Genomic DNA, 23,832 nt, shown 5'->3' on the forward strand with positions numbered 1-23,832 from the left:
TAATGGTTAACGGTGAATTCATTAAGAAGATTAAATCTGAATAACTGTCCTGTATGAGTTGACAGTAAAAGACATGCCATAATGCCCGCCGCATTCCCTTCCCGATGGACGTTTCCCGCTTATGAAAACCGTGGCCATGGCGCTGTTTCCGGACTTCCTGCTGCTCGACATGGCCGGGCCGCTTGAAGTGTTTTCGATTGCCAACCGCTACCTGCCGCCGGCCGACCACTACCGCATCCTGACCATCGGCACCGAGCCCGGGCCGTTGCGTGCCTCCAATGGCGTCATGGTGCAGACCGATCTGCTGCTGGAGCAGGCCCAGGACGCCTATGACGTGCTGCTGGTGCCTGGCGGTCCGGGGGCCTATAACGAATGCCATCCCGCGTTGCTGCCCTGGCTGAAGGCGGCGGCGCCACGGGCGCGGCGTTTCGGCTCGATCTGCACCGGCGCCTTTGTGCTCGGGCACGCCGGCCTGCTCGACGGGCACCGCGTGACCACCCACTGGCATTACACCGAGCGCTTGATCAAGGCATTCCCCAACGCCGTCGTCGAGACCGATCGCATCTACTTGCAGGACCGGCGCCTGATCACCTCGGGCGGCGTCACGGCCGGTATCGACCTGGCTCTGTCGATTGTCGCCCAGGACCATGGCAAACAAGTGGCGGTGGACGTGGCCAAGGTGTTGCTGGTGGTGATGAAACGCCAGGGTGGCCAGACCCAGTTCAGCCCGATGACCGCCGCCGTGGCGCCCCAGGAAACCGCGATTACCCGGGTGCAGCACCATGTGCTGGCCCATCTCGACCAACCCTTTACCATCGAGTCGATGGCCGAACTGGCCGGCATGAGTGCGCGTCACTTTGCGCGACTGTTCGCCAAGGAAGTGCAGATGACGCCCATGGCATTCCTGCAAGGCGCACGCATCGACCGTGCCCGGCAGTTGCTGGAAACCACCGACCTGCCGCTCAAGACCGTGGCGTTCCACGCAGGCTTCGGCAGCGTGCGGCACATGCGCTTTCTGTTCAGTGAAAAGCTCGGCCTGAACCCTACCCAATACCGACAACAGTTCAGTTAACGACACAATGTCCGTCTGACGCACCCGATTGTCCGTATCGCTCCCCGTGCCAGCATTGTCCTGTCACCGCCAGCTGGCAAGATAACGCCGAGCCCACGGAAAAGGATGCGCAGGCACTCAAGCACGGGTGTTTCAGCGCTGTTACGGACATGAATCATGCTGCGGCGGTGAGCTTTGGCCCCTATACGTTTCATCGGCACCAGCGTCTGGTCAGCAAGGCCGGCTGGCCGGTGCCGCTGGGTGGCCGCGCCCTGGACATCCTCGCCGTGTTGCTCGAAGCACCGGGGCACTTCGTCAGCAAGGCGACCTTGATCGAACGGGTCTGGCCCAACAGCGTCGTCGAAGACAATAACCTGCGCGTGCACATTGCCGCGTTGCGCCGCGCCCTCGATGTGCAACCCTTGATCCTCAATCATCCGCAGCGCGGTTACTGCTTCGCCGCCCCCGTGCACGGCGCGCTGCCGACGTTGCCGGCGCAGCACAACCTGGCGGCGCGGCTCAGCCCGGTGGTCGGTCGCGATGAGCTGGTGGGCGTGCTAGTGCGGCGCATGGCCGGGCAACGGTTGTTGACCCTGACCGGGGTGGCCGGTATCGGTAAAAGTACCCTGGCCCTGGTCCTGGCCGAGCGCGTATTGCCACGCTATCGCGACGGGGTGTGGTGGGTTGACCTGGGCAACCTGCACACGCTGGACGAACTGCTCGGGCATCTGGCCACGCTATTGCAGTTGGACCCTGCCAGCAGCCTCGATGAGCTGTGCCGACGGTTGGCCTCGCGCCGGTTGTTGCTGGTACTCGACGGGGCCGACCTGCTGCTCGGTGCCTGTCGCACGCTGCTGCGCGCGCTGCACCACAGGGCACCGCAGGTCAGCGTGCTGGTCAGCAGCCGCGAGGCCTTGCTGGCGCCGGGCGAATGGGTGGTGCGCGTGCCGCGGCTGAGCGTGCCGTCCCCATCGACGCTGGGCAGTGTCGAGCAGGCCATGGCCTGTCCTGCGGTGCAACTGTTCGTCACACGGGCACGCGCCAGTCAGCAGGGTTTCGTGTTGCGGCCCCAGGAATTGACGCCGCTGCGCGATATTTGTCGGCGCCTGGACGGTATCCCGTTGGCCCTCGAACTTGCGGCCGCCCAGGTCGACGCGCTGGGCGTCAGCGGGGTGCAGCGGCAATTGCGCACCGGCCTGCACGGGCTGAGCCGTGGCCGTCGCACGGCGGTGGAACGCCATCGCTCACTGAGTGCCGCGCTGGACTGGAGCTACCAGCGCCTGAGCCTGCCGGAGTGCTGGCTGTTCCTGCAGTTGGGCCTGTTCAAGATGGCGGTGACCCTGCCCACCTTGAGTGAACTGGTCGCCGGTACCGAGCTTGAACATGCCGATTTGTATTACCTGCTGGCGCGTCTGGTCAACCTGTCGCTGCTCACCGTCGAGCCTGGCCTGGGCCCGACGCGCTATCGCCTGCTCAATTGCGTGCGCAGCTACGCCCTGGCGCAACTGCGCGATCCGCGTCAGGTAGAGCGCCTGCAGCAAGGCTACGGGGAGTGCCTGGGTGGGTTTTCAGGCCGGCCGTTTGTCCTGCAACTCGTCGAGCAGGCGGCGTACGCGCAGTAGATCGCGGGTGGCGAAGCCTTCGGTAAAGCGAGCATAGAGGGGCTGCAGCAACTCCCTGGCGGCTTGCCTGCGCCCTTGTTGTTGCCAAAGTTGCGCCAGGCTATCGGCACAGCGCAGCTCCCAGGCCAAGGCATCTTGCCGGCGCGCGAGGTCAATGGCTTCAAGCAGCAGTGTTTCAGCGCCGTGGGTATCACCCTGGAGCGCTGCCTGCTCGGCGTACACCCGCAGGATTTCCGGGGCGCACCAGCCCGCCGCGCCAGTGCGCGCGCGTTGCATCCCCGGCTCATCGACCCGGCTCATGCCAAAGGTGACCAGGGTGTCCTCGATCAGTCCCAGGCCCTGTAGATCCTGGTCGCCCAGGATACCGGCGTAGTGCCCGGCCCAGGTCTGGAACAGTTGCACCGAATGCTTGTGTGCCTGCTCGAGCAGCAGGCGTTGCATGGCGTGGGCCTCGTCGTCGGCACCGTTGTAGCGGGCGATCACCACGCCGGCCAGGGCCAGGGTGTAGCAGATCGAGGTGCCGTGGTTGATCTGCAGCGCCAGGTCCAGTGCCTGGCTTGCGGTGCGCCAGGCACGTTCGGGGAAGCCTTGCAGCCAAAGGATGCGCGCCAGTACCGTCAGGGAGGCGACGCTCTGGTCGTATTGCACGCCGACGCCGTGGGCGAAGCGGTTCACGTGACCGCTGTGGCTCATGCGCTGCAGCACCTGCTCGGCCTGATGTCGGGCCGGTGCCTGATTGCCGGTGTAATGCTGGGCCAGGGCGCGCAGGCGCTGGGTGCTCAGGTCCAGCAGCGGCTCGGTGCGCGGGTCGAGGCGATCGAATTGCAGGCTCTGTTCCAGCGCCTGGCCATAGCGCCCGGCACACAGGTTCACCGCCATATGCCCGGAGACCGCGCGCAACTGGCCGGCCAGGTCCTGGCGCTCTTCGGCCAGGCGCGCGGCACCGACAAATGCCGCAATGGTCTGCGGCGCGGCGCCCAGGGCATGGTAGGAAAGGCTACCCAGGGCCAATTGCAGTTGCAGGGTCAATTGTGTGCAGGGCGCCTCGACCTGATCGATCAGCGCCAGCGCCTTGTCCACATAACCGGCATGTTCGCGCAGCAACGACAGTTCTTGCCACAGGGGCATCGCACTGACCGTCAGGCGGATCGCCAGCAAATGCCCCGTGGCGTCGGCAAACCCCCAGTCGAGGGCGGCACGCACGTCTTCGCGCAGTGGTGCGTAGCGCTCGATCCAGGGCTGGGTGGCGATCAGCTCCCAATCGCCCTGGGCCTGTTCCATCAGCGCCAGGCAGCGCGCCGCGTGGCGCTCGCGTGTGGCCTGCAGTTCGTCCGCGAGGTTGAGCTTTTCCAGGGCGTAGGTGCGGGTGATATCCAGCAGGCGATAGACCATCTCGTCCTCGCCGGCGTCCACGTTCAGCAGCGACTTGGCCACCAGTTGCGTGATGGAGCCCAGCACATCGGCCGGGGCGATGTGGTCCCCGGCGATCACCGCCGCCGCGCTGACCAGGCTGAAGCCGCCGCGAAACACCGCCAGCCTGCGCAGGCAGATTTTTTCGCCTTCGGTGAGCAGGTCAAAGCTCCAGTCGAGCGTGGCCCGCAGGGTTTGCTGGCGGGGCAGGGCGCTGCGCTGTCCGCGGGTCAACAGGCGCAAGTTGTCTTCCATCTGTACCAGCAGCCCCGACAAGCCAAAACGCTCGATCTGCGCGGCCACCAGTTCGATCGCCAGGGGGATGCCGTCCAGGCGCTGGCAGATATCGATGGCCAGCGGCAGTTCGGCGTCGCTGAGGACAAAGCTGTCCTGGTGGGCCATGGCCCGCTCGATCAGCAATTGCATGGCCGGGTAACCCAGGGCCTGGGCGCGGTTGCCGGTGGCGGGCGGGCAGCTCAACGGCTCCAGGCGTTGCACGGCTTCACCCTCGGCACGCAGGGCTTCGCGGCTGGTGGTGAGGATGTGCAGATGCGGCGCATGGCGCAACAGGGTTTCGCTGATCAGGGCGATGTCGTCGAGCAGGTGCTCGCAGTTGTCGATCACCAGCAGCAGCTGGCGTGCCTGCAGGCTGCGGGCGAAGCTGACCAGTTGCGTGCTCTCGCCAGGTGCGGCGCCAAGCAGGGCGGCGAGGTTGGGCAGGATCATCGACGCGGCGCTGAGCGGCGCCAGGTCCAGCAAATGAATACCATCGCGGTAATGCCCGATCAGCAATTCCGCGACGCGCAGGGCCACGGTGGTCTTGCCGATGCCACCGGCACCGGTCAGGGTGATGAAACGTTGCTGCGGCAGTTGCTGCACCAGCGCATCGATCAGCGCCTGGCGGCCGATCATGCGCGTGCGCCGCAGCGGCAGGTTGTGGCTTGGGCGTTGGGGCGCGCCGTCGGTGGGTAGCGTCATCGGTTCGATGCTCAGTGGCGCGACAAAACTGTAGCCGCGCTGGGCGACCGTGACGATATAGCGCTGCCCGGCCTGGCCGTCGCCCAGGGCCTTGCGCAACGCGGCCATGTGCACCCGCAGGTTGCCGTCTTCCACCACACTTTTGGGCCAGACCCGGGCGATCAGTTCCTGCTTGCTCACCACATTGCCGGCGTGCTCGAGCAGGATCAGCAGAATGTCCATCGCTCGCCGTCCCAGGCGCAGCGGGCGACCGGCCTCCAGCACCAGGCGCTCGCGCGGATGGATGCGGTAGGGGCCGAAGTGCACGGCCTGGTCGCTCAAATCATTCATGGCTGCCCGGGTTCAAACGTAAAGGATGGGCCAGCATATTCCAGGTGCTTGAAGACCACTAGGCCGCGATCACCTCGGGCTTGGGGCGCGAGTGGTGGTTTCGCCAGGTCATCGGGTTGACGCCTTCACTGCGGGTGAACATGTGACAGAAGTGCGCCTGGTCGCAAAAGCCGCATTCCAGGCTGATTTGCGTAAGGCTCAGGGACGAGCCGGTGATCAGTTCCTTGGCGCGCAGAATGCGCTGCCGGCGAATCCATTCCTGGGGCGAGACCCCGGTGGAACATTTGAAGGCGCGGGAAAAGTGGCTGCGCGACAAGGCGCAAGCCTGGGCCAGCTCGGTAATGCTCAGGCTTTCGCCGAGGTTGGCGAGAATCAGCTGTTTGGCGATGCGTTCGCGCCGGGGGCACAGGCCTCCGGTGGCGGATAGACGAGGGGCATATTGCTCGAGTCGGGCCATGACAAATATCCGCAGTCGATGGGAGCGTTCCCGTTGAATGGATGCAGTGTAGACGCCGCCCATCTTGTTGCCGGACCGCCTGGCTGACGAGTTAATCGTTGTTAATTTCGCCAGGTGCGGGCGTGGAAAAGACAGCACAGGTATGCAATCGCGAGCGTTGCGGGCATGCTTCCCTGACCCCCTGCAAACCGTCCGGATACCGCCATGAATCGCAACGACCTGCGCCGCGTCGACATGAACCTGCTGGTGATTTTCGAAGCCCTGATGTTCGAGAAGAACCTGACCCGGGTCGCCGAGAAACTCTTTATGGGCCAGCCGGCGGTGAGTGCGGCACTGGGCCGCCTGCGCGATCTGTTCGACGACCCGTTGCTGTTGCGCAACGGTCGCGGCATGGAACCCACGCCACGGGCGGTGGCGATACTCAAGGAGCTGCAACCGGCCATGGACACCATTTCAGGCGCCGTCAGCCGCGCCAAGGATTTCGACCCCTCCACCAGTTGCGCGGTGTTTCGCATCGGCCTGTCCGACGACGCCGAGTTCGGGCTGTTTCCGCCACTGCTCAGTCGCCTGCGCGAAGAAGCGCCCGGCATTATCGTGGTGGTGCGCCGGGCCAATTACTTGTTGATGTCGTCGCTGCTGGCCAGTGGCGAGATTTCGGTAGGCGTGAGCTACACCACCGAACTGCCGGCCAACGCCAAGCGCAGGAAGCTGCGCGATATTCCCTGCAAGGTGTTGCGCGGGGATGACGGCGAGGCGCCGCTGACCCTGGACGATTACTGCGCCAGGCCCCATGCCATGGTGTCGTTCTCGGGCGACCTGAGCGGCAATATCGACCTGGACCTGGCACGCATCGGCCGCTCGCGGCGGGTAGTGCTGGCGGTGCCGCAGTTCAGCGGATTGCGCGCATTGCTGGCCGGTTCGCAGATCATTGCGACGGTACCCGACTACGCGGCGTGCGCCTTGACCGAGGGCACCTGCCTGCGGGCCGAGGACCCGCCGTTCGCGATCGATGCGGCAGAGCTGTCGATGGTGTGGAGCGGGGTGCATGACAATGACCCGGCGGAGCGCTGGCTACGCGGGCGGATTGCCGAGCATATGGCGGCGAGTTGACTGCCAAGTGACTGTCGGTGACCCCCTGTAGGAGCGAGCTTGCTCGCGAAAAACTTACAGGCGCCGCGTTCATTCAGGAAGCACGCTTTATCGTTGACGTTTTTCGCGAGCAAGCTCGCTCCTACAGAGGGCAAGCACCCTCCCACAACAGCACATACATCCAATTCCCCGCCTTCTGATCCCGGCAAACTTCCCCCATCGCTCAATCCTGCGGGGAACACCCAACCATGGACCCAACACCCAACACCAGCGCCGACGAAGTCGTCCGCTGGTCGTCAAGCACCGGGTCAAACCCGGTCGTGAAACCGAGTACGAAGCCTGGCTGCGCCGCATCGTGCGCATCGCCGGCGAACGCCCCGGTCACCTTGGCGTCGACGTAGTGCGCAGCCAGCAGAGCGGCATGGCCCTGTTTACCTGCGTACTGCGCTACCGCTCCACCGAGGCCCTGGAGTTGTGGCTCGAATCCCCGCAACGCCAGGCCCTGATCGACGAAGCCGCGCCCATGCTGGCCGACGGCGATCAGACCGAAATCGGCGCCGCCAATGAATTCTGGTTCGCCCCCCAGGCCGACGGCGCCGCCAAGCCGCCGCGCTGGAAGCAGGCCGTGGTCAGCCTGTGTGTGATCCTGCCGCAAACCTTGCTCCTGCCGTTTATCTGGGGCCCGATCCTGCGGTTGCACCCGTTTCTGTCCAACTACGTGGTCTCCACCTTCCTGGTGACCCTGACCATCGTGCTGCTGGTGGTTTACCTGCTGATGCCGGCCGCCACCCGCCTGTTCGCTCCCTGGCTTGAAGCCTCTGTAAAGGAAACCCTATGAACGCCGATCTGATTCTGTTCAATGGCCAGTTCCACACCGTGGACCGGGAAAACCCCCGCGCCAGCGCCGTCGCCATCCGTGACGGGCGCTTCGTCGCCGTGGGCACCGACGGTGAAGCCATGGCCCTGCGCGGCAGCGCCACCCAGGTCATCGACCTCAAGGGCCGTACCGTGATTCCCGGCCTTAACGACTCGCACCTGCACCTGATCCGCGGCGGGCTGAACTATAACCTCGAGCTGCGCTGGGAAGGCGTGCCGTCCCTGGCCGATGCCCTGCGTATGCTCAAGGACCAGGCAGACCGCACTCCCACGCCGCAATGGGTGCGCGTGGTGGGTGGCTGGAACGAATTCCAGTTCGCCGAAAAGCGCATGCCCACCCTTGAAGAACTCAACCAGGCCGCGCCGGACACCCCGGTATTCGTGCTGCACCTGTACGACCGCGCCTTGCTCAACCGCGCGGCACTGCGCGTGGCCGGTTACACCAAAGACACGCCCAACCCACCGGGCGGCGAGATCGTGCGTGACAGCAACGGCAACCCCACCGGCATGCTGGTGGCGCGGCCCAACGCGATGATTCTGTACTCGACCCTGGCCAAGGGCCCGAAACTGCCGCTGGAATACCAGGTCAACTCCACCCGCCAGTTCATGCGTGAACTCAATCGCCTGGGCCTGACCAGCGCCATCGACGCCGGCGGCGGTTTCCAGAACTATCCCGACGACTACGCGGTGATCGAGCAACTGGCCAAGGACCAGCAGTTGACGGTGCGCATCGCCTACAACCTGTTCACCCAGAAGCCCAAGGAAGAGCTCAGCGACTTCAAGCACTGGACCGGCAGCGTCACCCTGCATCAGGGCGATGACTACCTGCGCCACAACGGCGCCGGCGAGATGCTGGTGTTCTCCGCCGCCGACTTCGAAGACTTCCTCGAACCGCGTCCGGACCTGCCGCTGACCATGGAGCAGGAGCTGGAACCGGTGGTGCGGCACCTGGTGGAACAGCGCTGGCCGTTCCGCCTGCACGCCACCTACGACGAATCCATTTCGCGCATGCTCGACGTGTTCGAGAAGGTCAACCGCGACATTCCGTTCAATGGCCTGCCGTGGTTTTTCGACCACGCCGAAACCATCACCCCGAAAAACATCGAGCGCGTGCGCGCCCTCGGCGGCGGTATTGCGATCCAGGACCGCATGGCGTTCCAGGGCGAATACTTTGTTGAGCGCTACGGTGCCAAGGCCGCCGAAGCGACGCCGCCGATCAAGCGCATGCTCGCCGAAGGCGTGCCGGTAGGCGCGGGCACCGATGCCACACGGGTGTCGAGCTACAACCCGTGGACGTCGCTGTACTGGATGGTCAGCGGTCGCACCGTGGGCGGCCTGGAACTGCACGCCGAAGGCCTGCCGCGCCTCACCGCGCTGGAGCTGTTTACCCACGGCAGTGCGTGGTTCTCGTCCGAGCAGGGCAAGAAGGGCCAGATCAAGGTGGGTCAATTGGCCGACGTTGCGGCGTTGTCAGCGGATTTCTTCAGCGTCGACGAAGAAGCCATCAAGTGGATCGAGTCGGTGCTGACCGTGGTTGGCGGCAAGGTGGTGTATGGCGCCGGCGACTTCGAGGATTTCGCGCCACCACGCGTTCCGGTGCTGCCTGACTGGTCGCCGGTGGTCAAGGTGCCGGGGCACTGGCGCCCGGCTTCAGCGTTGCAGGCCCAGGTTCACCACTGCAGCGGCCCCTGCGGCGTGCATGCCCACAGCCATGAAAAAGCCCGTCTTTCCAGCGTGCCGGTCAGCGACTTCCAGGGTTTCTGGGGTGCGTTTGGCTGTTCGTGCTTTGCCTTCTGATTGTCACTACCCAAAGGAGTTACCCGCATGACTTATTCGCGCTTGAACAAAGATGACGCTGTCGTACTGCTGGTCGATCACCAGACCGGCCTGATCTCGCTGGTGCAGGATTTCTCCCCCAACGAATTCAAGAACAACGTGCTGGCCCTGGCCGACGTGGCGAAGTTCTTCAACCTGCCGACCATCCTCACCACCAGCTTCGAAAGCGGCCCCAACGGCCCACTGGTGCCGGAACTCAAGGCACTGTTCCCCGACGCGCCGTACATCGCGCGCCCTGGCCAGATCAACGCCTGGGACAACGAAGAGTTCGTCAAGGCCGTCAAGGCGACCGGGCGCAAGCAGATCATCATTGCCGGTGTCGTGACCGATGTGTGCGTTGCATTCCCGACCCTGTGTGCCCTCGATGAAGGCTTCGAAGTGTTCGTGGTCACCGACGCCTCCGGTACCTTCAACGAAACCGTGCAACAAGCGGCCTGGGCGCGTATGACCGCCGCCGGTGCGCAACTGGTGAACTGGTTCGCCGTGGCCTGCGAGCTGCAGGTTGACTGGCGCAACGACATGGAAGGCCTGGCCAACCTGCTGTCGCCGCGCATTCCCAACTACCGCAACCTGATGAACAGCTACTCGGCGTTCACCGCCAAGTAACCCGGTCTGCCAGATGTAGGTAGTCCCCTGTGGGAGGGGGCTTGCCCCCGATAGCGGTGCAACAGTCACAGTTGCTGTGTCTGAACCACCGCTATCGGGAGCAAGCCCCCTCCCACATTTGATTTGTGGTGCTGCGACCAACCGGTTATAAAACAGCCCATCGTCCACCGAGAAGCGACAATGAACCCCTTCGAAGACATGCGCCTGTTCTGCCAGGTCATGGAGTCCGGCAGTTTTACCGCCGCCGCCGAGCAGCTGGGCCTGTCCAAGCAGTTCGTCAGCCGCCGCCTGATCCAGCTGGAAGACCGTCTGGGCGTACGCCTGCTCAACCGCTCCACGCGCCGCCTGGATGTCACGCCGCTGGGCCAGAGTTACTACGAATCGGCCTTGCGTTTGCTCAGTGATGTCGAGCAAGTGGAGCAGGGCATCGCCGGCCAGAACAGCGAACCGCGCGGCACCATTCGCCTCAGCGCGCCGCTGTCGTTTGCCATGGCGCACCTGGGTTGCCTGCTGCCGCTGTTCCTGCAGCGCTATCCTGACGTGGCGGTGGAAGTCGACCTCAGCGACCGTCCGGTGGACCTGATCGGCGAAGGCTACGATCTGGTGCTGCGCATCGGCACCCTGGAAGATTCCACCTTGATCGCCCGGCGTATTGCCAGCATCCCGCGCGTCTACTGCGCCAGCCCCGATTACCTGGCCCTGCGCGGTACGCCGCAAAAACCCGATGACCTCGCCGATCACGATTGCCTGCCCTACGGGCACGGTCGCCAGGTGCAATGGCGTTTCAAGGGCAAGCTGCAAGCGCTGAACGTGAGCGGGCGCATGCGCGTCAATAACGGCGACTTGCTGCGCGACACAGCGATTGCCGGCCTGGGCGTGACCTACCTGCCGACCTTTATCGTCGGCGATGCGTTGAAGGATGGCCGCCTGGTCAGCGTACTCGACGACTTCGCCCCCGAAGCCCTGACATTGTCGGCGGTGTACCCCCAGCACCGACAGAGTTCGCGGCCGGTGCAGGCGCTGGTCGAATTCCTGCGCGAGCGTTTGGCTAGCGGCTGCTGAACAACTGCCGGATCAGGTTGGGCGTGCTGCCGGTCCAACGCTTGAACGCGCGCCGAAAGTTCGCCGCATCGTTGAAGTTCAGGTAGGCGGCCACCTCGTCGTTAGTGAGTCCCTTGACTTGATACAGGTGCAGCGCCATGTGCTTGCGTACCCGGTCCACCTGTTGCTGATAGCCGGTGTCGTGTTTGTGCAGCTTGCGCTTGAGGGTCGCCGGGCTCATGGCGAAGGCCTGCGCGGTCTGTTCCAGGCTCGGCGGCTGGCGCACGTGCTCGCGCAGGTAGTCGTTAAGACCGTCGAGAAAACTGCCGGCAAAACCCAGCTGGTCGATCTGTTCGCGGGCCTGCTGGCGCGCCACCTGGCCGGCCGTGGCCGAGGCACCAGGCCAGGCGCGCGTGAGGTATTCGCGCGGCAGGCACATCATGTCCAGCGGGCGTGCGAAGCGCGTCTGTTCGCCCAGGTGCACCCAGTATTGCTCCACGTACCGCGGCTCGGCATGGCTGAAGCTGCACACCCACGGCAGGCGCTCGCCGCTGAGCCATTGGCTCATGGCAACCAGCGCGGTCATGCTCGCTTCCAGCAAAAAACGCCAATGCTCGCCGGCGCCGCAACTGTCCAGCCAGTACAGGTAGGCGTGGTGCTCATCCAGCTCCAGGTGCGGCGTGACCAGCGGGCTGAGCAGCACGTGCTGCTGGATCAGGATCTCCAGCGCCTGATGCAGGTTCTGTGCATGCCCCAGGGCATGGCTGGCCGCGCCGTAGTGGCCGGGCAGCAGGCGCTGGCCAAACAGGAAACTGCTGTCATCGGCGTCCAGCAGCTTGCGGCTGTTGCCGATCAGACCGAGCAACTGCTGCGGGCTCACGCGTGCGTTGCCGGCCAGGATGTCCTCGTGGAACAGCCCGGTGCCGCGCAGCAGGCGATGGCTGTCGATGTCCCGGGACAAGGCCAGGTCGATCAATGTGGCGGGTTGGTAATGGCCGGGAATGAAGCGGCTGTCGCATTCATACCCGCTGGCTTTCACCGCCATCTCAGGCGCTTTTCGCCAGGGGTTGCTTGGCCCGCGCCAGCGCCAGGTTCAGGCGCTTGAGCAAGTCATGGGGTGGCTCGTCCAGGGCCATCACCACCGCCGTGGTCGCCGCCAGTTGCAGGCGCTCGCCCTGTTGCCGGGTTTTGTGCGCCAGGCTCTGCACCGCCTGCTGCAACTCGAGCGCCAGCCCCTGGGCCTGGCGCTCGCCGGTGTTGGGCAGCAACACCACAAAGCGGTCGCCGGCCAGGCGGCATAACAAATCCTGACGGCGCAGGTTGAGCAGCAGCACATGGCTGACCGCCTGCAACACCGCATCGCCTTCGGCATGCCCGTAGGCCTGGTTGACGGCGGCGAAGCGGTCCAGGTCCAGGGCCAGCAGCGACAAGGGTTGCTGCTGGTCGCGGCTCTCTTGCAGGCTGTCCTGGAGTTGGCGCTTGAGGTAGTCGGCACCGGCCAGGGGCGTGAGTTTGTCGAACAACCGATGTTCGCGAAACAGGCGCTCGCGCTTTTCCATCTGCGCACTGATCGCCAGTTGTTCGCGGTGCCAGTGGTAGATGCCGATGGTCAGCAGGATCATGCCCACCGGCATCGGCCCCGATTCCAGCCAGTGATCCCAGGTGATGCTGTCGGGCAGGCGGATGAACTCGTCGAGGCTGTCGATCCACCAGGAAAAGAAGATGCACGACAAACCCAGTGCCAGGTAGTTGGTGACCCGTCCGGCGGGGCGGCTTTTGAGCACCAGGCCCAGCCAGATCAGCGCGAGCAGCGCTGAACCGCCTTCGCCGACGATATCCAGCCACACCCATTCGCCGACGCTTTTGAGCTCGCCGCAGGCCAGGTGCAGGATCAGCCCGAGGTTGGCCGCGATCAGCAGCAGGGCGAGTTTCCAGCGGTGGGGTTTGAGCACGGAAAACATGGCTGCGAGTCCTTGGGCAGGTAAGCGATGGACGTCAGCACAGCAGATGCATGTGACGGTTGGATGACGGTGGGGGAAGGTCGAATCAGCTCACATCAGCGGGCGATGAGAAGCAAAATGTGGGAGGGGGCTTGCCCCCGATAGCGGTCTATCAGCCAGCTTATTTGTCGCTGACACACCGCTATCGGGGGCAAGCCCCCTCCCACAGGGGATTTTCACCGGTCATATCAGCTCATTGTGAGCCAAGAGTTCGTTCAAAGCCCCGGTTTACGGGCTTCGCTACCCAACGCTGTCACAGAATCGTCATCCCCCACCCCTAGCTTGCCCTCCCAGTTGCCGGGCCCCTTGCCTGGCGCCAACGGATTCTTGGGGAGGGTTTCATGTACAAGCGCACCGGGCTCGTCAGCTTCACGCTTACCGCCTTGGCCCTGGCAATCGCCTGCGAGCGGCTCAACGCCGCCGAAGCGGCCGCCACCGAGCATGTCGATGTGGTCGGGCAGGCCGCCGCCATTGGCAGCGCCCTCAAGGAGCAACGCGTCTCCGACAGCATCAAGAGCGTGGTGCATGCCGACGGCGTGGCCCAGTTGCCGGATGAAAACGTCGCCGAAGCGGTGCAGCGCCTGCCAGGCATCAGCGTCGAACGTGACCAGGGCGAAGGCCGGTTTGTCAGCGTGCGCGGCCTGGGGCCGGACCTCAACAGCGTGACCATCAACGGCACTCTGGTGCCATCGCCGGAAAGCGAGCGCCGCGCCGTGGCCCTCGATGTACTGCCCTCGGAACTGGTGCAGTCGCTGTCGGTGATCAAGACGCTGACGCCGGACATGGACGCCAACTCCCTCGGCGGCACCGTCGAGGTAAAAAGCCTGTCGGCGTTCGACCACAAGGGCCTGTTCTATACCGGCAGCACCGAGGCCAGCTACGACAAGAACACCCGCCAGACCAGCCCGAAATTCTCCGGCGCCGCCAGCAACCGGTTCAGCCTTGGCGAGGGTGTCGACAATTTCGGCGTGGCGGCGGCCCTCAGCTGGCAGCAGCGCGATTTCGGCTCGGACAACGTCGAAACCGGCGGCGCCTGGGATTTTCGCAACGGCGCCAGGCTCAACGAGTTCGAGCAGCGCGACTACGACATCAGCCGCGAACGCGCCGGTGGTGGCCTGAACTTCGACTACAAGCCCGATGACCTGAGCAGCTACTACCTGCGCACCCTCTACAGCCGCTACAAGGACACCGAAACGCGCAACGCCGCCAGCCTTGAATTCGCGGAACCACAAGCGCCGGGCGAACTGGGCGAGGCCGAGGGCAAGCGCAAGCTCAAGAACCGCGAAGAAACCCAGCAGATCCAGTCCTACGTGTTCGGCGGCGAGCGCATGCTCGGCCTGTGGACCTTGAGCGGCCAGGCCGGTTACAGCCGCTCCAGTGAGGACAGCCCGGCGCATATCGCCGGGGCCACCTTTGACGGCGGTGACTTTGCAGGCAGCGGTTTCTACGACAAGGCCAAGCCACGCCCGATCATCGGCAGCGGCTTCTACGACGCCGGCAATTTCAGCCTCGATAAAGTCGACTGGGAGAAACAGAACACTCAGGACACCGAGAAAAACCTGCGCCTGGACCTGGCCCGCGATTATGACCTGAGTGGCTACGCCTCCCAATTCAAGTTCGGCGGCAAGGTCAGCCGCCGCCATAAAGACAACGACCTGGAAGCCTGGGCCTACAAGGACCTGGATGAACAGGGCTTCACTGACGAGCAGCTCAACCTCACGCAGTTCCAGAAGGGCAACGTCGATTACCGTCTCGGCCGCTTTGGCCCAGGCATCAGCGCCGGCAACATCCGCCAGTTGATCGGCGGCCTCAACCGCGATGACTTCTATGACCCGACCGAATCGCGGGTCAACGACTTCACCATTCGCGAAGACATCAACGCCGGCTACCTGATGAACACCGTCGACATTGACGACTGGCGGTTCATCGCCGGGATGCGCTACGAGGGCACCGAATTCGACGCCAAGGGCACCGGCGCCACGGACGGTCAGTTCAGCACCACCGAGACCAAACGCCGTTATCACCACTGGTTGCCGGGCCTGCATGCGCGCTATCAGATCGACAAGAACACCCAGGTGCGCGCCGCCTGGACCAAATCCGTGGTACGCCCGACCTTTGGTCAACTGGCCCCAGGCTTCGTGATCGACGATGACGAAGCCACCTTCGGCAACCCGGACCTCAAGCCCCTGGAGTCGAGCAACCTTGACCTGGGCATCGAACACTTCATGGGCCGCGCCGGTACCGTGTCGGCGTTCGTGTTCTACAAGGACATCCAGAATTTCGTCTACAACACCGATGTCGCCGGCACGGGCGCCTGGACCGATTTCGCCGAGGCCCACACCTTCGCCAACGGCGACAGCGCCAAGCTGTATGGCCTGGAACTGGCCTACTCACAGAAATTCGACTGGCTGCCCGCGCCGTGGAACGGCCTGCTGATCGGCGCCAACAGCACCTTCAGCCGCTCCAGCGCGGACATCGAGGGCTTCGACAGTGCCGGCGGGCGCAACCGCAAGCGCAACATCAGCCTGCCCAACCAGTCGGACAGCGTCGGCAACCTGATGCTGGGCTGGGAAGACGACAAGCTCAGCCTGCGCCTCTCGGCCAACTACAAATCGGCCTACCTGTACGAGCTGGCGTCGATCAACGACAAGGCCCATGACCTGCATGTGGATGCGCAAACCTTCGTCGATTTCAGTGCGCGCTACTCGGTGACCAAGAACCTGCAAGTCAGCTTCGAGGCGCAGAACCTCACCGATGAATCCTACTTCGTCTACACCGGCCACCGCAGCTACAACGGCCAGTACGAAGAGTACGGGCCCACTTACAAGCTGGGCCTGACCTTCACCCATTTTTGAATTCAACCCATCCCAATTTGGGAGGGGGCTTGCCCGCGATAGCAGTGGGTCAGTCAAAGCTGCATCAACTGACACACCGTCATCGGGGGCAAGCCCCCTCCCACATTGGATCTTCACCGTATTCGAAGGATTTGCCTGTTCATGAGAACTTCCAGGCTGTACCTGCTGATCGCGCTGGTCATCAGCGCTAATGCATTCGCCACTGACCTGGCCCTGACCCCCTGGGCGCCGGGCCTGAATGCCGAGGCTGTGGCATTCCTGCCCAACCGCACCGACCGTGTGGTCGCCAGTACCCACGATGGCCTGTTGCTGCTTGACGAAAAAGGCGCCGAACTAGCCCGATTCAACGGTAATTTCAGCAGCCTCGACAGCCGCGCCGCCGGCACTCGATCGCTGGTCGCCAGCCTCGACAACGACCGCCAGCAGGCCGTGTTGATCAACCTTGATGTCGCCGGCAATGCCTGGGGCAAGCCGCTGTATCTGCCCACGCGGGATTTTCCGGTGAACGGCCTGTGTCTGTACCGCGATTCGGCGGCCAATCTGTTCGTGTTCCTGGTGGGCGAGGAGGGCAAGGGCGAGCAATGGCTGGTGGGCAGTGGCGCGACGCTGCTGGCCCAGGCACAGCGCGTGCGTGGCGTTCCGCTGCCGCCGTCGGCGCGGTTCTGCCAGGTGGACGATGCGGCCGAGCGCCTGCTGGTGAACGAGGCAAACGTCGGCTGGTGGGCCTACCCGGCGCACCCGGAAGCCGAGGTGAAACGCACGCCCGTGGCGCTGTTCGACAATCCCGGGCGCGAAGCAGGGGCCATGGCGCTGATGCCCGGTGGGATGGTGGCGCTGGACCCGAAAACCGCGCGCTTGCATCTGTTCCAGCAGACCGGCGAGCGCTGGGCCGAGCAATCGAGCCTGACCTTGCCGGGTCTCAAGGAGCCGGAGCAACTGGCGATCAACGCCCGGCAGGTGCTGGTGCGCGATGACGACAGCGGCCAGCTCTACCAGGCCCGACTCGACTGGCAGGCCACACCGGTGCCGGTCGCCCCGGTGCTGGCGCAGGTCGCCGCCCTGCGCCAGACCGAGCCGGTGGCACGCCAGGGCGACGCGGCGGATGACCCGGCCATCTGGATTCACCCGCACACGCCCGCGCACAGCCGCGTATTGGGCACCAACAAGAAGCAGGGCCTGCTCGTCTATGACCTCAACGGCAAGCTGCTGCAGGAACTGGCGGTCGGGCGCCTGAACAATGTCGACGTACGCCCCAACTTCAAGCTGGGCACGCAGACCGTCGACCTCGCCGTCGCCAGCAATCGCGATCGCAACAGCCTGAGCCTGTTCAGCATCGACCGCCAGAGCGGCGAGCTGCGAGAAGCCGGCGAAGTGCCGACGCCGCTCAAGGAAATCTACGGTATCTGCCTGTTTCAGCCCGCCGGCGGCGAGCTGTATGCGATTGCCAATGGCAAGGACGGCACCTTCCTGCAATACCGCCTGAGTGCGCCGACCGGGCGTGTGCAGGGCGAGCTGGTGCGCCAGTTCAAGGTCGACAGCCAGCCGGAAGGTTGCGTGGCCGATGATCAACGTCAGCGCTTGTTCCTGGGGGAGGAAGACGTCGGCGTGTGGGCGCTGGACGCCCGCGCCGACCAACCGGCCACGCTGACCAGCGTGATCCGGGTCGGCGCGCAACTGCACGCGGATGTCGAAGGCCTGGCGCTGTACCAGAGCCCCGCACGGGATTACCTGGTGATCTCGAGCCAGGGCGATGACAGCTACCTGGTGCTGGACGCCGAACCACCGTTCGCCGTGCACGGTGCCTTTCGCGTCGGCTTGAACGCCGCCGCCGGCATCGATGGCGCCTCGCAAACCGATGGCCTGGAGACAACCGCCATCAACCTGGGCGGGCCGTGGAGCCAGGGCATGCTGGTGGTGCAGGACGGGCGCAAGCGCATGCCCGAACAAGCGCAGAACTTCAAGTTCGTGCCCTGGGCCGAGGTGACCCGCGCGCTGAAATTGCCTTGAGCTGTCATCACGCAGTCATCCGTTTTTAATCGAATAGGAGTTTCACCATGCACGCGACGATGGAACATATGACGATCTGGAGCTTGATCAGCGATGCCAGCCTGTTGGTCAAGGCGGTGATGATCACTTTGCTGCTGGCGTCCCTGCTCAGTTGGTACCTGATCATTCGGCGTGGCAGCGTGCTGCGGCGCCTGGAGCGGCAGTTGAATGATTTCGTGGCGCGCTTTCGCGGCGCGTCGGACTTGCAGGCGCTGTACCGCGATGCCGTGCAGGCGGGCGAGGGCGGTGTGACGCCGATCTTTATCGCCGGCCTGCAGGAGTATCAGCACCTGCACACCCATGACCCGGCGGTACTCGAAGGCGTGGAGCGTGCGCTGCAGGTGGCGATCACCGAGCAGGAACTGGAGCTGGAAAAGGGCCTGCAGTTTCTAGCGACCGTGGGTTCGGTCAGCCCCTATATCGGTCTGTTCGGCACCGTGTGGGGGATCATGAACTCGTTCCTGGGCTTGTCCCAGGTACAACAAGCCACCTTGTCCACCGTGGCGCCGGGGATTGCCGAAGCCTTGATTGCCACGGCCATTGGCCTGTTTGCGGCGATTCCGGCCGTGATCGCCTATAACCGCTTTGCCGCGCGCAGCCAGACCCTGCTCACCCGTTACTACGCCTTCGGCAACGAACTGCAAGTGCGCCTGCACCGCGCCCTGCGTGGTACTTCGATCAACCTGGCCGTGGCCGCCTGAACAGGAGCAGACCGATGTTGATCAGGCCGCAACGCAAGCACGGGCCCAAGGCCGAGATGAACGTGGTGCCCTATATCGACGTGATGCTGGTGCTGCTGGTGATCTTCATGGTCACCGCGCCCATGCTGACCCAGGGCGTGAAGATCGAATTGCCCAAGGTCGCCGCCGAGGCGCTGGCCACCGACACCCGCCAGCAAATCCTCACGCTGTCGGTGAAGGCGCACGGCGGTTACTACTGGAACCTGGGCGGGGAGCTCGACACCCGGCACCAGACCGACAGCGCCGTGAGCCTGGAAGACATGGGCGCCAAGGTCATGCAGGTGGTGGCGGCGCGCAGCGACACCCAGGTGTATATCCGCGCTGACGACAACGCCGGGTACGGTCGCGTGGTGGCCGCCATGGCGGTGTTGCAAAAGGGTGGTGTCACTCATCTGGGGCTGGTGACCGAGGCTCCCCAATGACCGCGATGATCATGCACGGTGCGACACCGGTGCAGGTGCCGCACAGCGACGGGCTGTGGCGCAACAGCCTGGCGGCGGGCCTGGCCGTGGCGCTGCATGTAGCGGTAGTGGCGGCGCTGACGCTGGGCTGGTCGCCGGAAACACCGCAGGCAGACGCGCCAAGGGTGATGCACACGCAGTGGGTGATGATGCCGGCCCCAGCGCCTGAGCCGGTAGCCCCACTCACTCCCGTAGCGCCTGAGCCTGTTGTTGTCCCTGTACCGGCCAAACCAACGGTTGACCCGCAGATCCAGGCGCAAAAACTCGAGAAAGCCGCGCTGGCGCGAAAGCGGGTCGAAGCGCAGAAAATCGAACAGCAGCGCCTGGCCGCCGAGCAACGCAATCGGGAACTGGAGCAGCAACGTCTGAACCAGGAGCGTTTGGCTGCTGAAAAAGCCCGCGCCGCCTTACCCGCGCCCACCGCTGCTCCGGCGTTCGACAGCCGCCAGTACCAGCCCCTGAGCAAGGAAGCACCGGACTACCCGGAGCGCGCGCTGGACAAGAACCTCGAAGGCGACTGCTCGGTGGAATACACCGTCAATCCCCAGGGCCGGGTGGAAAACCCCAAGGTACTGGACGGCTGTCACCCAGTGTTTATCCGGCCCTCACTGGCGGCGGTGGACACCTTTCGCTATCAGCCCAGGGTTGTCGACGGCAAGCCCGTCGCCGTACCGGCGGTGCGCAACACCTTTCACTACCGCATAAAATGATGGTTAACACCGAACCAACGTGGGAGGGGGCTTGCCCTAATGCCAGTCAGTTAAGGCTTTTTGTAGGAGCGAGCTTGCTCGCGAAAAACGTCAACGATAGCGCGTGCTTCCTGAATAAACGCGGTGTCTGTGAGTTTTTCGCGAGCAAGCTCGCTCCTACAGAGGGCCACGTACGCTTAACTGACTGGCATTAGGGCTTGCCCCCTCCCACATTTTGGATCGCATCAGGCATTGGCGACGTTGGCTAATGCAAGGCCTGCCACATAGCGCTCCAGATTGGCCAGGAACGTGTCGGCAATCTCTGCCTGGCTATTGGTGGATATCGCCGACGTATGCGGCGACAACCGCACCCTCGGGTGGGTATACAACGGATGCCCATCCGGCAACGGCTCGGGCTCCGTTACGTCGAGTGACGCCAGCCCGATCCGGCCGTTATCCAGCGCTTCGAGCAGCGCCTCCTGATCCAGCAACCCACCCCGCGCGATATTGATCAGGTGCAGCCCCGGCCTGGCGCTGCCCAGTACGTCGCGGTTGATGATGTGCCGCGTCGCGTCGGTCAGCGGTGCCGCCACCACCAGGTGGTCGGCACGGGCGAACAGGTCGTGGATATCCCTGGCCGCTTCCACACCGTCGACGCCAAAGGGCGTCGTGCTTTGGCGCAGCGCTACCACCTTGATGCCCAGGCCCAGGGCTTTTTGCGCCAGGCGCTGGCCAATCGCACCAAACCCGAGAATGCCCAGGGTCGTGCCCTTGAGCGGGCGCAACGCGGTGAATTGCCACTGCGAATCCTGCACCCAGATGGCCGGCAGATGCTTGGACGCGGCAAAGATGGCCGCCAGGGCGAACTCGGCCAGGTTGTCGGCCGCGCTGCCCCGTGACGTGGTCACCGGCGGGCCGTTGAACAGCCATTGCGGGTAGAAGTCGATGCCTGATGACACCAGGTGCACCCATTGCGCACCGTAGGGCCAGCCCGGGGGCGGCGTATCCGGTGCGGTGTAGCCGCGCACGTTGATGGGCCGCAGCAGCAGGATATTCGCCTGGGGCGGCAGGTCGCTCGGCACGCCGGCCGGCACTCCGATCACCTGGGCCTGGGGATGCAGCGTGGCGAGACGGGCGCGGATCACGTCGTTGTAGTCTTCGTCCAACTGGCTGGCAATGATCACCTGGCTCATGTGCGTGCCTTCTGGCGTTGGGCGAACACCGCTTTGCCGACACCTTGCAGCACGGCGTCGTTCTGTGGCGTATGCACGCGGCTGCACAGCACATCGCGATAGTGCCGTTGCAGTGGGCTGTGCCGTGACAGGCCGGGGTTGCCCGAGGCTTCGATGGCCAGCTCGACCGCACGGATGGCGTTGCCGGTCACCAGGTACTTCAATTGCGCCGCGTTGGCGACCGGGGTGTGGCCGTCGGCGGCGGCATCGAGCAGGCTGCGGTTGGCGAACAACAGGGTGTCGATATGGCCGACGGTCTCCTGGAACCGCGGCAGGGTCGACAGCGCCGCACCGAGATTCGACGGCTGGCGTTCTTCCAGCCAGTGCACCAGCCAGTCCCGTGCGGCCTGGGCCACGGCGTCGTACACCGATGACAGCAGCACCGACATCCACAGGAAACCCTCGCCATCCAGCTCCGGCTGCGGCGCACTCCACGGGCTGACGCTGACCGCGTGGTCCAGCGGCACCAGCACATTGTCGAGCACCACTTCATGGCTGCAGGTGGCGCGCATGCCCAAGTGATCCCAAGTGTCGATGATGCTCACGCCGGGGCTGTCCCTGGGCACGAGCCAGGCGCCCACCAGCGGGTCGGCATCGTCACTGCGCGCCCACACGCTGAACCAGCTCAGGCCATGGCTGCCGGTGGAGTAGATTTTGCGCCCGCTGATGCGCCAGCCTTCGGCGCTGCGCACGGCGGTGGTCGCCGGCAGGCCGCCCCGGGCCGGTGTGCCCAGGTCCGGTTCGACGCGCAGGGCATTGATCAGCGCGCCCTTGTGTACCGCGTCTTCGGCGACGCGCACACGCAAGTGCCGGGGCCAGGTTGTGCTGTCTTGCAGGCGGGTGTGTTGCAGGTACTGCATCACCAGGATCAGCGCGGTGGAGGGCTCGCCTCTGGCAATTGCACTGATGGCCTTGCGCGCCAGTGGCAGGCCGGCACCGCCGCCGCCGAGGGCTTTGGGCACCGTGAGCGCGATCAGGCCGTGGGCGTGCAGCAAGGTGAAGTTGGCGTGGGGGAAGGCGCCGCTTTCATCATAAAGGTGTGCGCTGCCGGCCAGCTCGGCGCTGAGTCGTTCGAGGGTGGCGTCGAAATCGACGGCCTCCACAACGCGTAGAGACGATTGAGTCATAAGCATGTACTCGGTTAAAAATGTGGGAGGGGATAGTGGTCAGGCCAGGGCGTTTTCGGCGGCTTCAACCGAGCTGTAGCGGTTGGCCGGCACTTGCAGGCCGAGGTTGTCGCGCAGCGTCTGCCCGCTGTACTCGGTACGGAACAACCCACGCTGCTGCAACACCGGCACCACCAGCTCAGTGAAGTACTGCAAGCCATCGGGCAGCACCGAGTTGATGATGAAGCCATCGCTGGCACCCGCCTCGAACCAGCGCTGGATTGCATCGGCGACCTGTTCCGGCGTGCCGACAAAATCGCGCCTGGGCCGCGAGAACCGCAGCGCCACTTCACGCAGGGTCAGGCCCTCGTCCCTGGCCAGTTGCTTGATGCGTTCGGAGCCGCCTTTCTGGCTGTTGGCGCCCAGATCGCCCAGTTCGGGGAACGGCGCATCGAGCGGGTATTGGCTGAAGTCATGATCGTTGAAGGGACGGCCGAGGGCGACAATCGCATCTTCCACGCTGACCAGCTCCACCGCCTGCTGGTAACGGCTTTGCACTTCGGCGGCATCGCGTCCCACGATCGGCCGGATACCCGGCAGGATCGACAGGCTGTCGGCATCCCGCCCGAAGCCCCTGGCGCGGCGTTTCAAATCGGCCGTATAGGTTTTGGCCTCGTCGATGTCCTCGACATGCACAAAGATCGCGTCGGCGTTCTGCGCGGCAAAGTTGCGCCCGTCTTCGGAGGTGCCGGCCTGGAAGATCACCGGCTGGCCCTGGCGCGAACGCGCGATATTCAGCGGGCCCTTGACCGCGAAGAATTCGCCCTTGTGGTTGAGTGCATGCAACTTGTGCGGGGTGAAAAATTCGCCGCTTTGCTTGTCATAGGCAAAGGCGTCGTCCTCCCAGGAGTCCCACAGGCCCTTGACCACGTTCAGGTGTTCCTTGGCGATGCGGTAGCGCACGGCGTGAGGCGGGTGTTCGGCCTTGCCGAAGTTGTCGGCGGTGCCGCTCAGCCACGAGGTGACCACGTTCCAGCCGGCGCGGCCACCGCTGATGTGGTCCAGCGAGGCCAACTGGCGCGCCACCTGGTAGGGCTCGGTGTAACTGACGGTCACGGTGGCGACCAGGCCGATATGGCTGGTCAGCGCGGCCAGGGCCGACAGGATCGTCAGCGGTTCGAAGCGGTTCAGGTAGTGCGGGCTGGACTTGGCGTGGATATGCAGGCTGTCGGCAATGAACACGAAGTCGAACCGCGCGGCTTCGGCCAATTCGGTCTGCTGCCTGTAAAAGCCGAAATTCGTACTGGCGTCGGGCTGCGCCTGCGGGTGGCGCCATTCGCCCCAGCCGTGGCCGACACCGTGCACCATGGCACCGAGTTTCAATTGACGTGGCTTGCTCATGGGCTG

At 64.5% G+C, this 23,832-nt stretch carries 18 protein-coding genes and 1 pseudogene; 12 read left to right on the forward strand and 7 right to left on the reverse strand.

Translation table 11 applies throughout. From position 1 onward, the window contains the following. Window positions 1-121: 121 nt before the first annotated feature. Together TU82_RS05125 and TU82_RS05130 are read left to right on the forward strand one after the other, a co-directional pair. On the forward strand, window positions 122-1,072 hold the full coding sequence (locus TU82_RS05125) for a GlxA family transcriptional regulator (protein WP_057722047.1): 951 nt from the start codon (window positions 122-124) through the stop codon (window positions 1,070-1,072). Window positions 1,073-1,221: 149 nt separating this feature from the next. Next, the gene (locus TU82_RS05130) at window positions 1,222-2,673 is read left to right on the forward strand and encodes an ATP-binding protein (RefSeq protein ID WP_057722048.1); all 1,452 of its coding nucleotides are present in this window, start codon (window positions 1,222-1,224) and stop codon (window positions 2,671-2,673) included. Here TU82_RS05130 and TU82_RS05135 read toward each other — a convergent pair. Both TU82_RS05135 and TU82_RS05140 read right to left on the reverse strand, forming a co-directional pair. After that, complete coding sequence (locus tag TU82_RS05135) at window positions 2,620-5,391, reverse strand: ATP-binding protein (RefSeq protein WP_057722049.1); 2,772 nt, start codon at window positions 5,389-5,391, stop codon at window positions 2,620-2,622. The genes TU82_RS05130 and TU82_RS05135 overlap by 54 nt on opposite strands. Window positions 5,392-5,449: 58 nt before the next feature. Continuing rightward, the gene (locus tag TU82_RS05140) at window positions 5,450-5,848 is read right to left on the reverse strand and encodes a helix-turn-helix domain-containing protein (RefSeq protein WP_057722050.1); all 399 of its coding nucleotides are present in this window, start codon (window positions 5,846-5,848) and stop codon (window positions 5,450-5,452) included. A gap of 204 nt (window positions 5,849-6,052) precedes the next feature. Between TU82_RS05140 and TU82_RS05145 the strand changes: the two genes are divergently transcribed. The 5 genes and pseudogenes from TU82_RS05145 (at window position 6,053) to TU82_RS05165 (ending at window position 11,317) form a co-directional block, all read left to right on the forward strand. Continuing rightward, entirely contained in the window at window positions 6,053-6,958 is a 906-nt protein-coding gene (locus TU82_RS05145; RefSeq protein ID WP_057722051.1) for a LysR family transcriptional regulator, read from the forward strand. A 227-nt stretch (window positions 6,959-7,185) separates the two neighbouring features. After that, window positions 7,186-7,775 (forward strand): annotated as a pseudogene (locus TU82_RS05150) (antibiotic biosynthesis monooxygenase). After that, window positions 7,772-9,610, forward strand: a complete 1,839-nt coding sequence (locus TU82_RS05155) for an amidohydrolase (protein WP_057722053.1) — start codon at window positions 7,772-7,774, stop codon at window positions 9,608-9,610. The pseudogene TU82_RS05150 and the gene TU82_RS05155 overlap by 4 nt, the downstream one beginning before the upstream one ends. A 27-nt stretch (window positions 9,611-9,637) precedes the next feature. Continuing rightward, window positions 9,638-10,255, forward strand: coding sequence for an isochorismate family cysteine hydrolase YcaC (ycaC, locus tag TU82_RS05160; RefSeq protein ID WP_057722054.1), 618 nt, complete (start codon window positions 9,638-9,640; stop codon window positions 10,253-10,255). Window positions 10,256-10,435: 180 nt separating this feature from the next. Continuing rightward, window positions 10,436-11,317 carry a LysR family transcriptional regulator gene (locus TU82_RS05165; protein ID WP_057722055.1) on the forward strand — a complete coding sequence of 294 codons (882 nt, stop codon included), beginning with the start codon at window positions 10,436-10,438 and terminating at the stop codon, window positions 11,315-11,317. On the opposite strand, the gene TU82_RS05170 is transcribed toward TU82_RS05165, so the two are convergent. Together TU82_RS05170 and TU82_RS05175 are read right to left on the reverse strand one after the other, a co-directional pair. Beyond that, entirely contained in the window at window positions 11,304-12,341 is a 1,038-nt protein-coding gene (locus TU82_RS05170) for an AraC family transcriptional regulator (protein ID WP_057722056.1), read from the reverse strand. The two genes, TU82_RS05165 and TU82_RS05170, sit on opposite strands and share 14 nt — an antisense overlap. A gap of 1 nt (window position 12,342) precedes the next feature. Then, complete coding sequence (locus TU82_RS05175; protein WP_057722057.1) at window positions 12,343-13,257, reverse strand: GGDEF domain-containing protein; 915 nt, start codon at window positions 13,255-13,257, stop codon at window positions 12,343-12,345. A gap of 380 nt (window positions 13,258-13,637) precedes the next feature. On the opposite strand from TU82_RS05175, the gene TU82_RS05180 reads away from it, so the two are divergent. From TU82_RS05180 to TU82_RS05200, 5 genes are all read left to right on the forward strand, one after another. Then, complete coding sequence (locus TU82_RS05180) at window positions 13,638-16,151, forward strand: TonB-dependent receptor (RefSeq protein ID WP_057722058.1); 2,514 nt, start codon at window positions 13,638-13,640, stop codon at window positions 16,149-16,151. 141 nt (window positions 16,152-16,292) lie between these two features. After that, complete coding sequence (locus TU82_RS05185; protein WP_057722059.1) at window positions 16,293-18,158, forward strand: phytase; 1,866 nt, start codon at window positions 16,293-16,295, stop codon at window positions 18,156-18,158. 47 nt (window positions 18,159-18,205) lie between these two features. Continuing rightward, window positions 18,206-18,898, forward strand: a complete 693-nt coding sequence (tolQ, locus tag TU82_RS05190; RefSeq protein ID WP_057722060.1) for a protein TolQ — start codon at window positions 18,206-18,208, stop codon at window positions 18,896-18,898. A gap of 14 nt (window positions 18,899-18,912) precedes the next feature. After that, entirely contained in the window at window positions 18,913-19,359 is a 447-nt protein-coding gene (gene tolR, locus TU82_RS05195) for a protein TolR (protein ID WP_057722061.1), read from the forward strand. Continuing rightward, the gene (locus TU82_RS05200; protein ID WP_057722062.1) at window positions 19,356-20,108 is read left to right on the forward strand and encodes an energy transducer TonB; all 753 of its coding nucleotides are present in this window, start codon (window positions 19,356-19,358) and stop codon (window positions 20,106-20,108) included. Before tolR ends, TU82_RS05200 begins: the two co-directional genes overlap by 4 nt. Before the next feature lie 224 nt (window positions 20,109-20,332). Here the strand turns inward: TU82_RS05200 and TU82_RS05205 are convergent, their stop codons facing one another. The 3 genes from TU82_RS05205 to TU82_RS05215 are packed head-to-tail and all read right to left on the reverse strand — an operon-like array spanning window position 20,333 to window position 23,826. Further along, on the reverse strand, window positions 20,333-21,280 hold the full coding sequence (locus TU82_RS05205; RefSeq protein ID WP_057722063.1) for a D-isomer specific 2-hydroxyacid dehydrogenase family protein: 948 nt from the start codon (window positions 21,278-21,280) through the stop codon (window positions 20,333-20,335). Continuing rightward, window positions 21,277-22,446 (reverse strand): acyl-CoA dehydrogenase family protein, encoded by a 1,170-nt coding sequence (locus TU82_RS05210; RefSeq protein WP_057722064.1) that lies wholly within the window; start codon window positions 22,444-22,446, stop codon window positions 21,277-21,279. Before TU82_RS05210 ends, TU82_RS05205 begins: the two co-directional genes overlap by 4 nt. A 39-nt stretch (window positions 22,447-22,485) precedes the next feature. Next, a complete protein-coding gene (locus TU82_RS05215) occupies window positions 22,486-23,826 on the reverse strand; it encodes an LLM class flavin-dependent oxidoreductase (RefSeq protein WP_057722065.1) in 1,341 nt (446 codons plus the stop codon). Window positions 23,827-23,832 lie beyond the last annotated feature (6 nt).

Origin of the sequence: Pseudomonas orientalis (assembly GCF_001439815.1) — a bacterium.
In the GTDB taxonomy this organism is placed as follows: domain Bacteria; phylum Pseudomonadota; class Gammaproteobacteria; order Pseudomonadales; family Pseudomonadaceae; genus Aquipseudomonas; species Aquipseudomonas orientalis.

What these genes read in the sequence shown, in the direction of transcription:
- TU82_RS05125 (WP_057722047.1), top strand. Translation starts at nt 122, where the DNA reads ATGAAAACCGTGGCCATGGCGCTGTTTCCGGACTTCCTGCTGCTCGAC.
- TU82_RS05130 (WP_057722048.1), top strand. Translation starts at nt 1,222, where the DNA reads ATGAATCATGCTGCGGCGGTGAGCTTTGGCCCCTATACGTTTCATCGG.
- TU82_RS05135 (WP_057722049.1), bottom strand. Translation starts at nt 5,391, where the DNA reads ATGAATGATTTGAGCGACCAGGCCGTGCACTTCGGCCCCTACCGCATC.
- TU82_RS05140 (WP_057722050.1), bottom strand. Translation starts at nt 5,848, where the DNA reads ATGGCCCGACTCGAGCAATATGCCCCTCGTCTATCCGCCACCGGAGGC.
- TU82_RS05145 (WP_057722051.1), top strand. Translation starts at nt 6,053, where the DNA reads ATGAATCGCAACGACCTGCGCCGCGTCGACATGAACCTGCTGGTGATT.
- TU82_RS05155 (WP_057722053.1), top strand. Translation starts at nt 7,772, where the DNA reads ATGAACGCCGATCTGATTCTGTTCAATGGCCAGTTCCACACCGTGGAC.
- ycaC (WP_057722054.1), top strand. Translation starts at nt 9,638, where the DNA reads ATGACTTATTCGCGCTTGAACAAAGATGACGCTGTCGTACTGCTGGTC.
- TU82_RS05165 (WP_057722055.1), top strand. Translation starts at nt 10,436, where the DNA reads ATGAACCCCTTCGAAGACATGCGCCTGTTCTGCCAGGTCATGGAGTCC.
- TU82_RS05170 (WP_057722056.1), bottom strand. Translation starts at nt 12,341, where the DNA reads ATGGCGGTGAAAGCCAGCGGGTATGAATGCGACAGCCGCTTCATTCCC.
- TU82_RS05175 (WP_057722057.1), bottom strand. Translation starts at nt 13,257, where the DNA reads ATGTTTTCCGTGCTCAAACCCCACCGCTGGAAACTCGCCCTGCTGCTG.
- TU82_RS05180 (WP_057722058.1), top strand. Translation starts at nt 13,638, where the DNA reads ATGTACAAGCGCACCGGGCTCGTCAGCTTCACGCTTACCGCCTTGGCC.
- TU82_RS05185 (WP_057722059.1), top strand. Translation starts at nt 16,293, where the DNA reads ATGAGAACTTCCAGGCTGTACCTGCTGATCGCGCTGGTCATCAGCGCT.
- tolQ (WP_057722060.1), top strand. Translation starts at nt 18,206, where the DNA reads ATGCACGCGACGATGGAACATATGACGATCTGGAGCTTGATCAGCGAT.
- tolR (WP_057722061.1), top strand. Translation starts at nt 18,913, where the DNA reads ATGTTGATCAGGCCGCAACGCAAGCACGGGCCCAAGGCCGAGATGAAC.
- TU82_RS05200 (WP_057722062.1), top strand. Translation starts at nt 19,356, where the DNA reads ATGACCGCGATGATCATGCACGGTGCGACACCGGTGCAGGTGCCGCAC.
- TU82_RS05205 (WP_057722063.1), bottom strand. Translation starts at nt 21,280, where the DNA reads ATGAGCCAGGTGATCATTGCCAGCCAGTTGGACGAAGACTACAACGAC.
- TU82_RS05210 (WP_057722064.1), bottom strand. Translation starts at nt 22,446, where the DNA reads ATGACTCAATCGTCTCTACGCGTTGTGGAGGCCGTCGATTTCGACGCC.
- TU82_RS05215 (WP_057722065.1), bottom strand. Translation starts at nt 23,826, where the DNA reads ATGAGCAAGCCACGTCAATTGAAACTCGGTGCCATGGTGCACGGTGTC.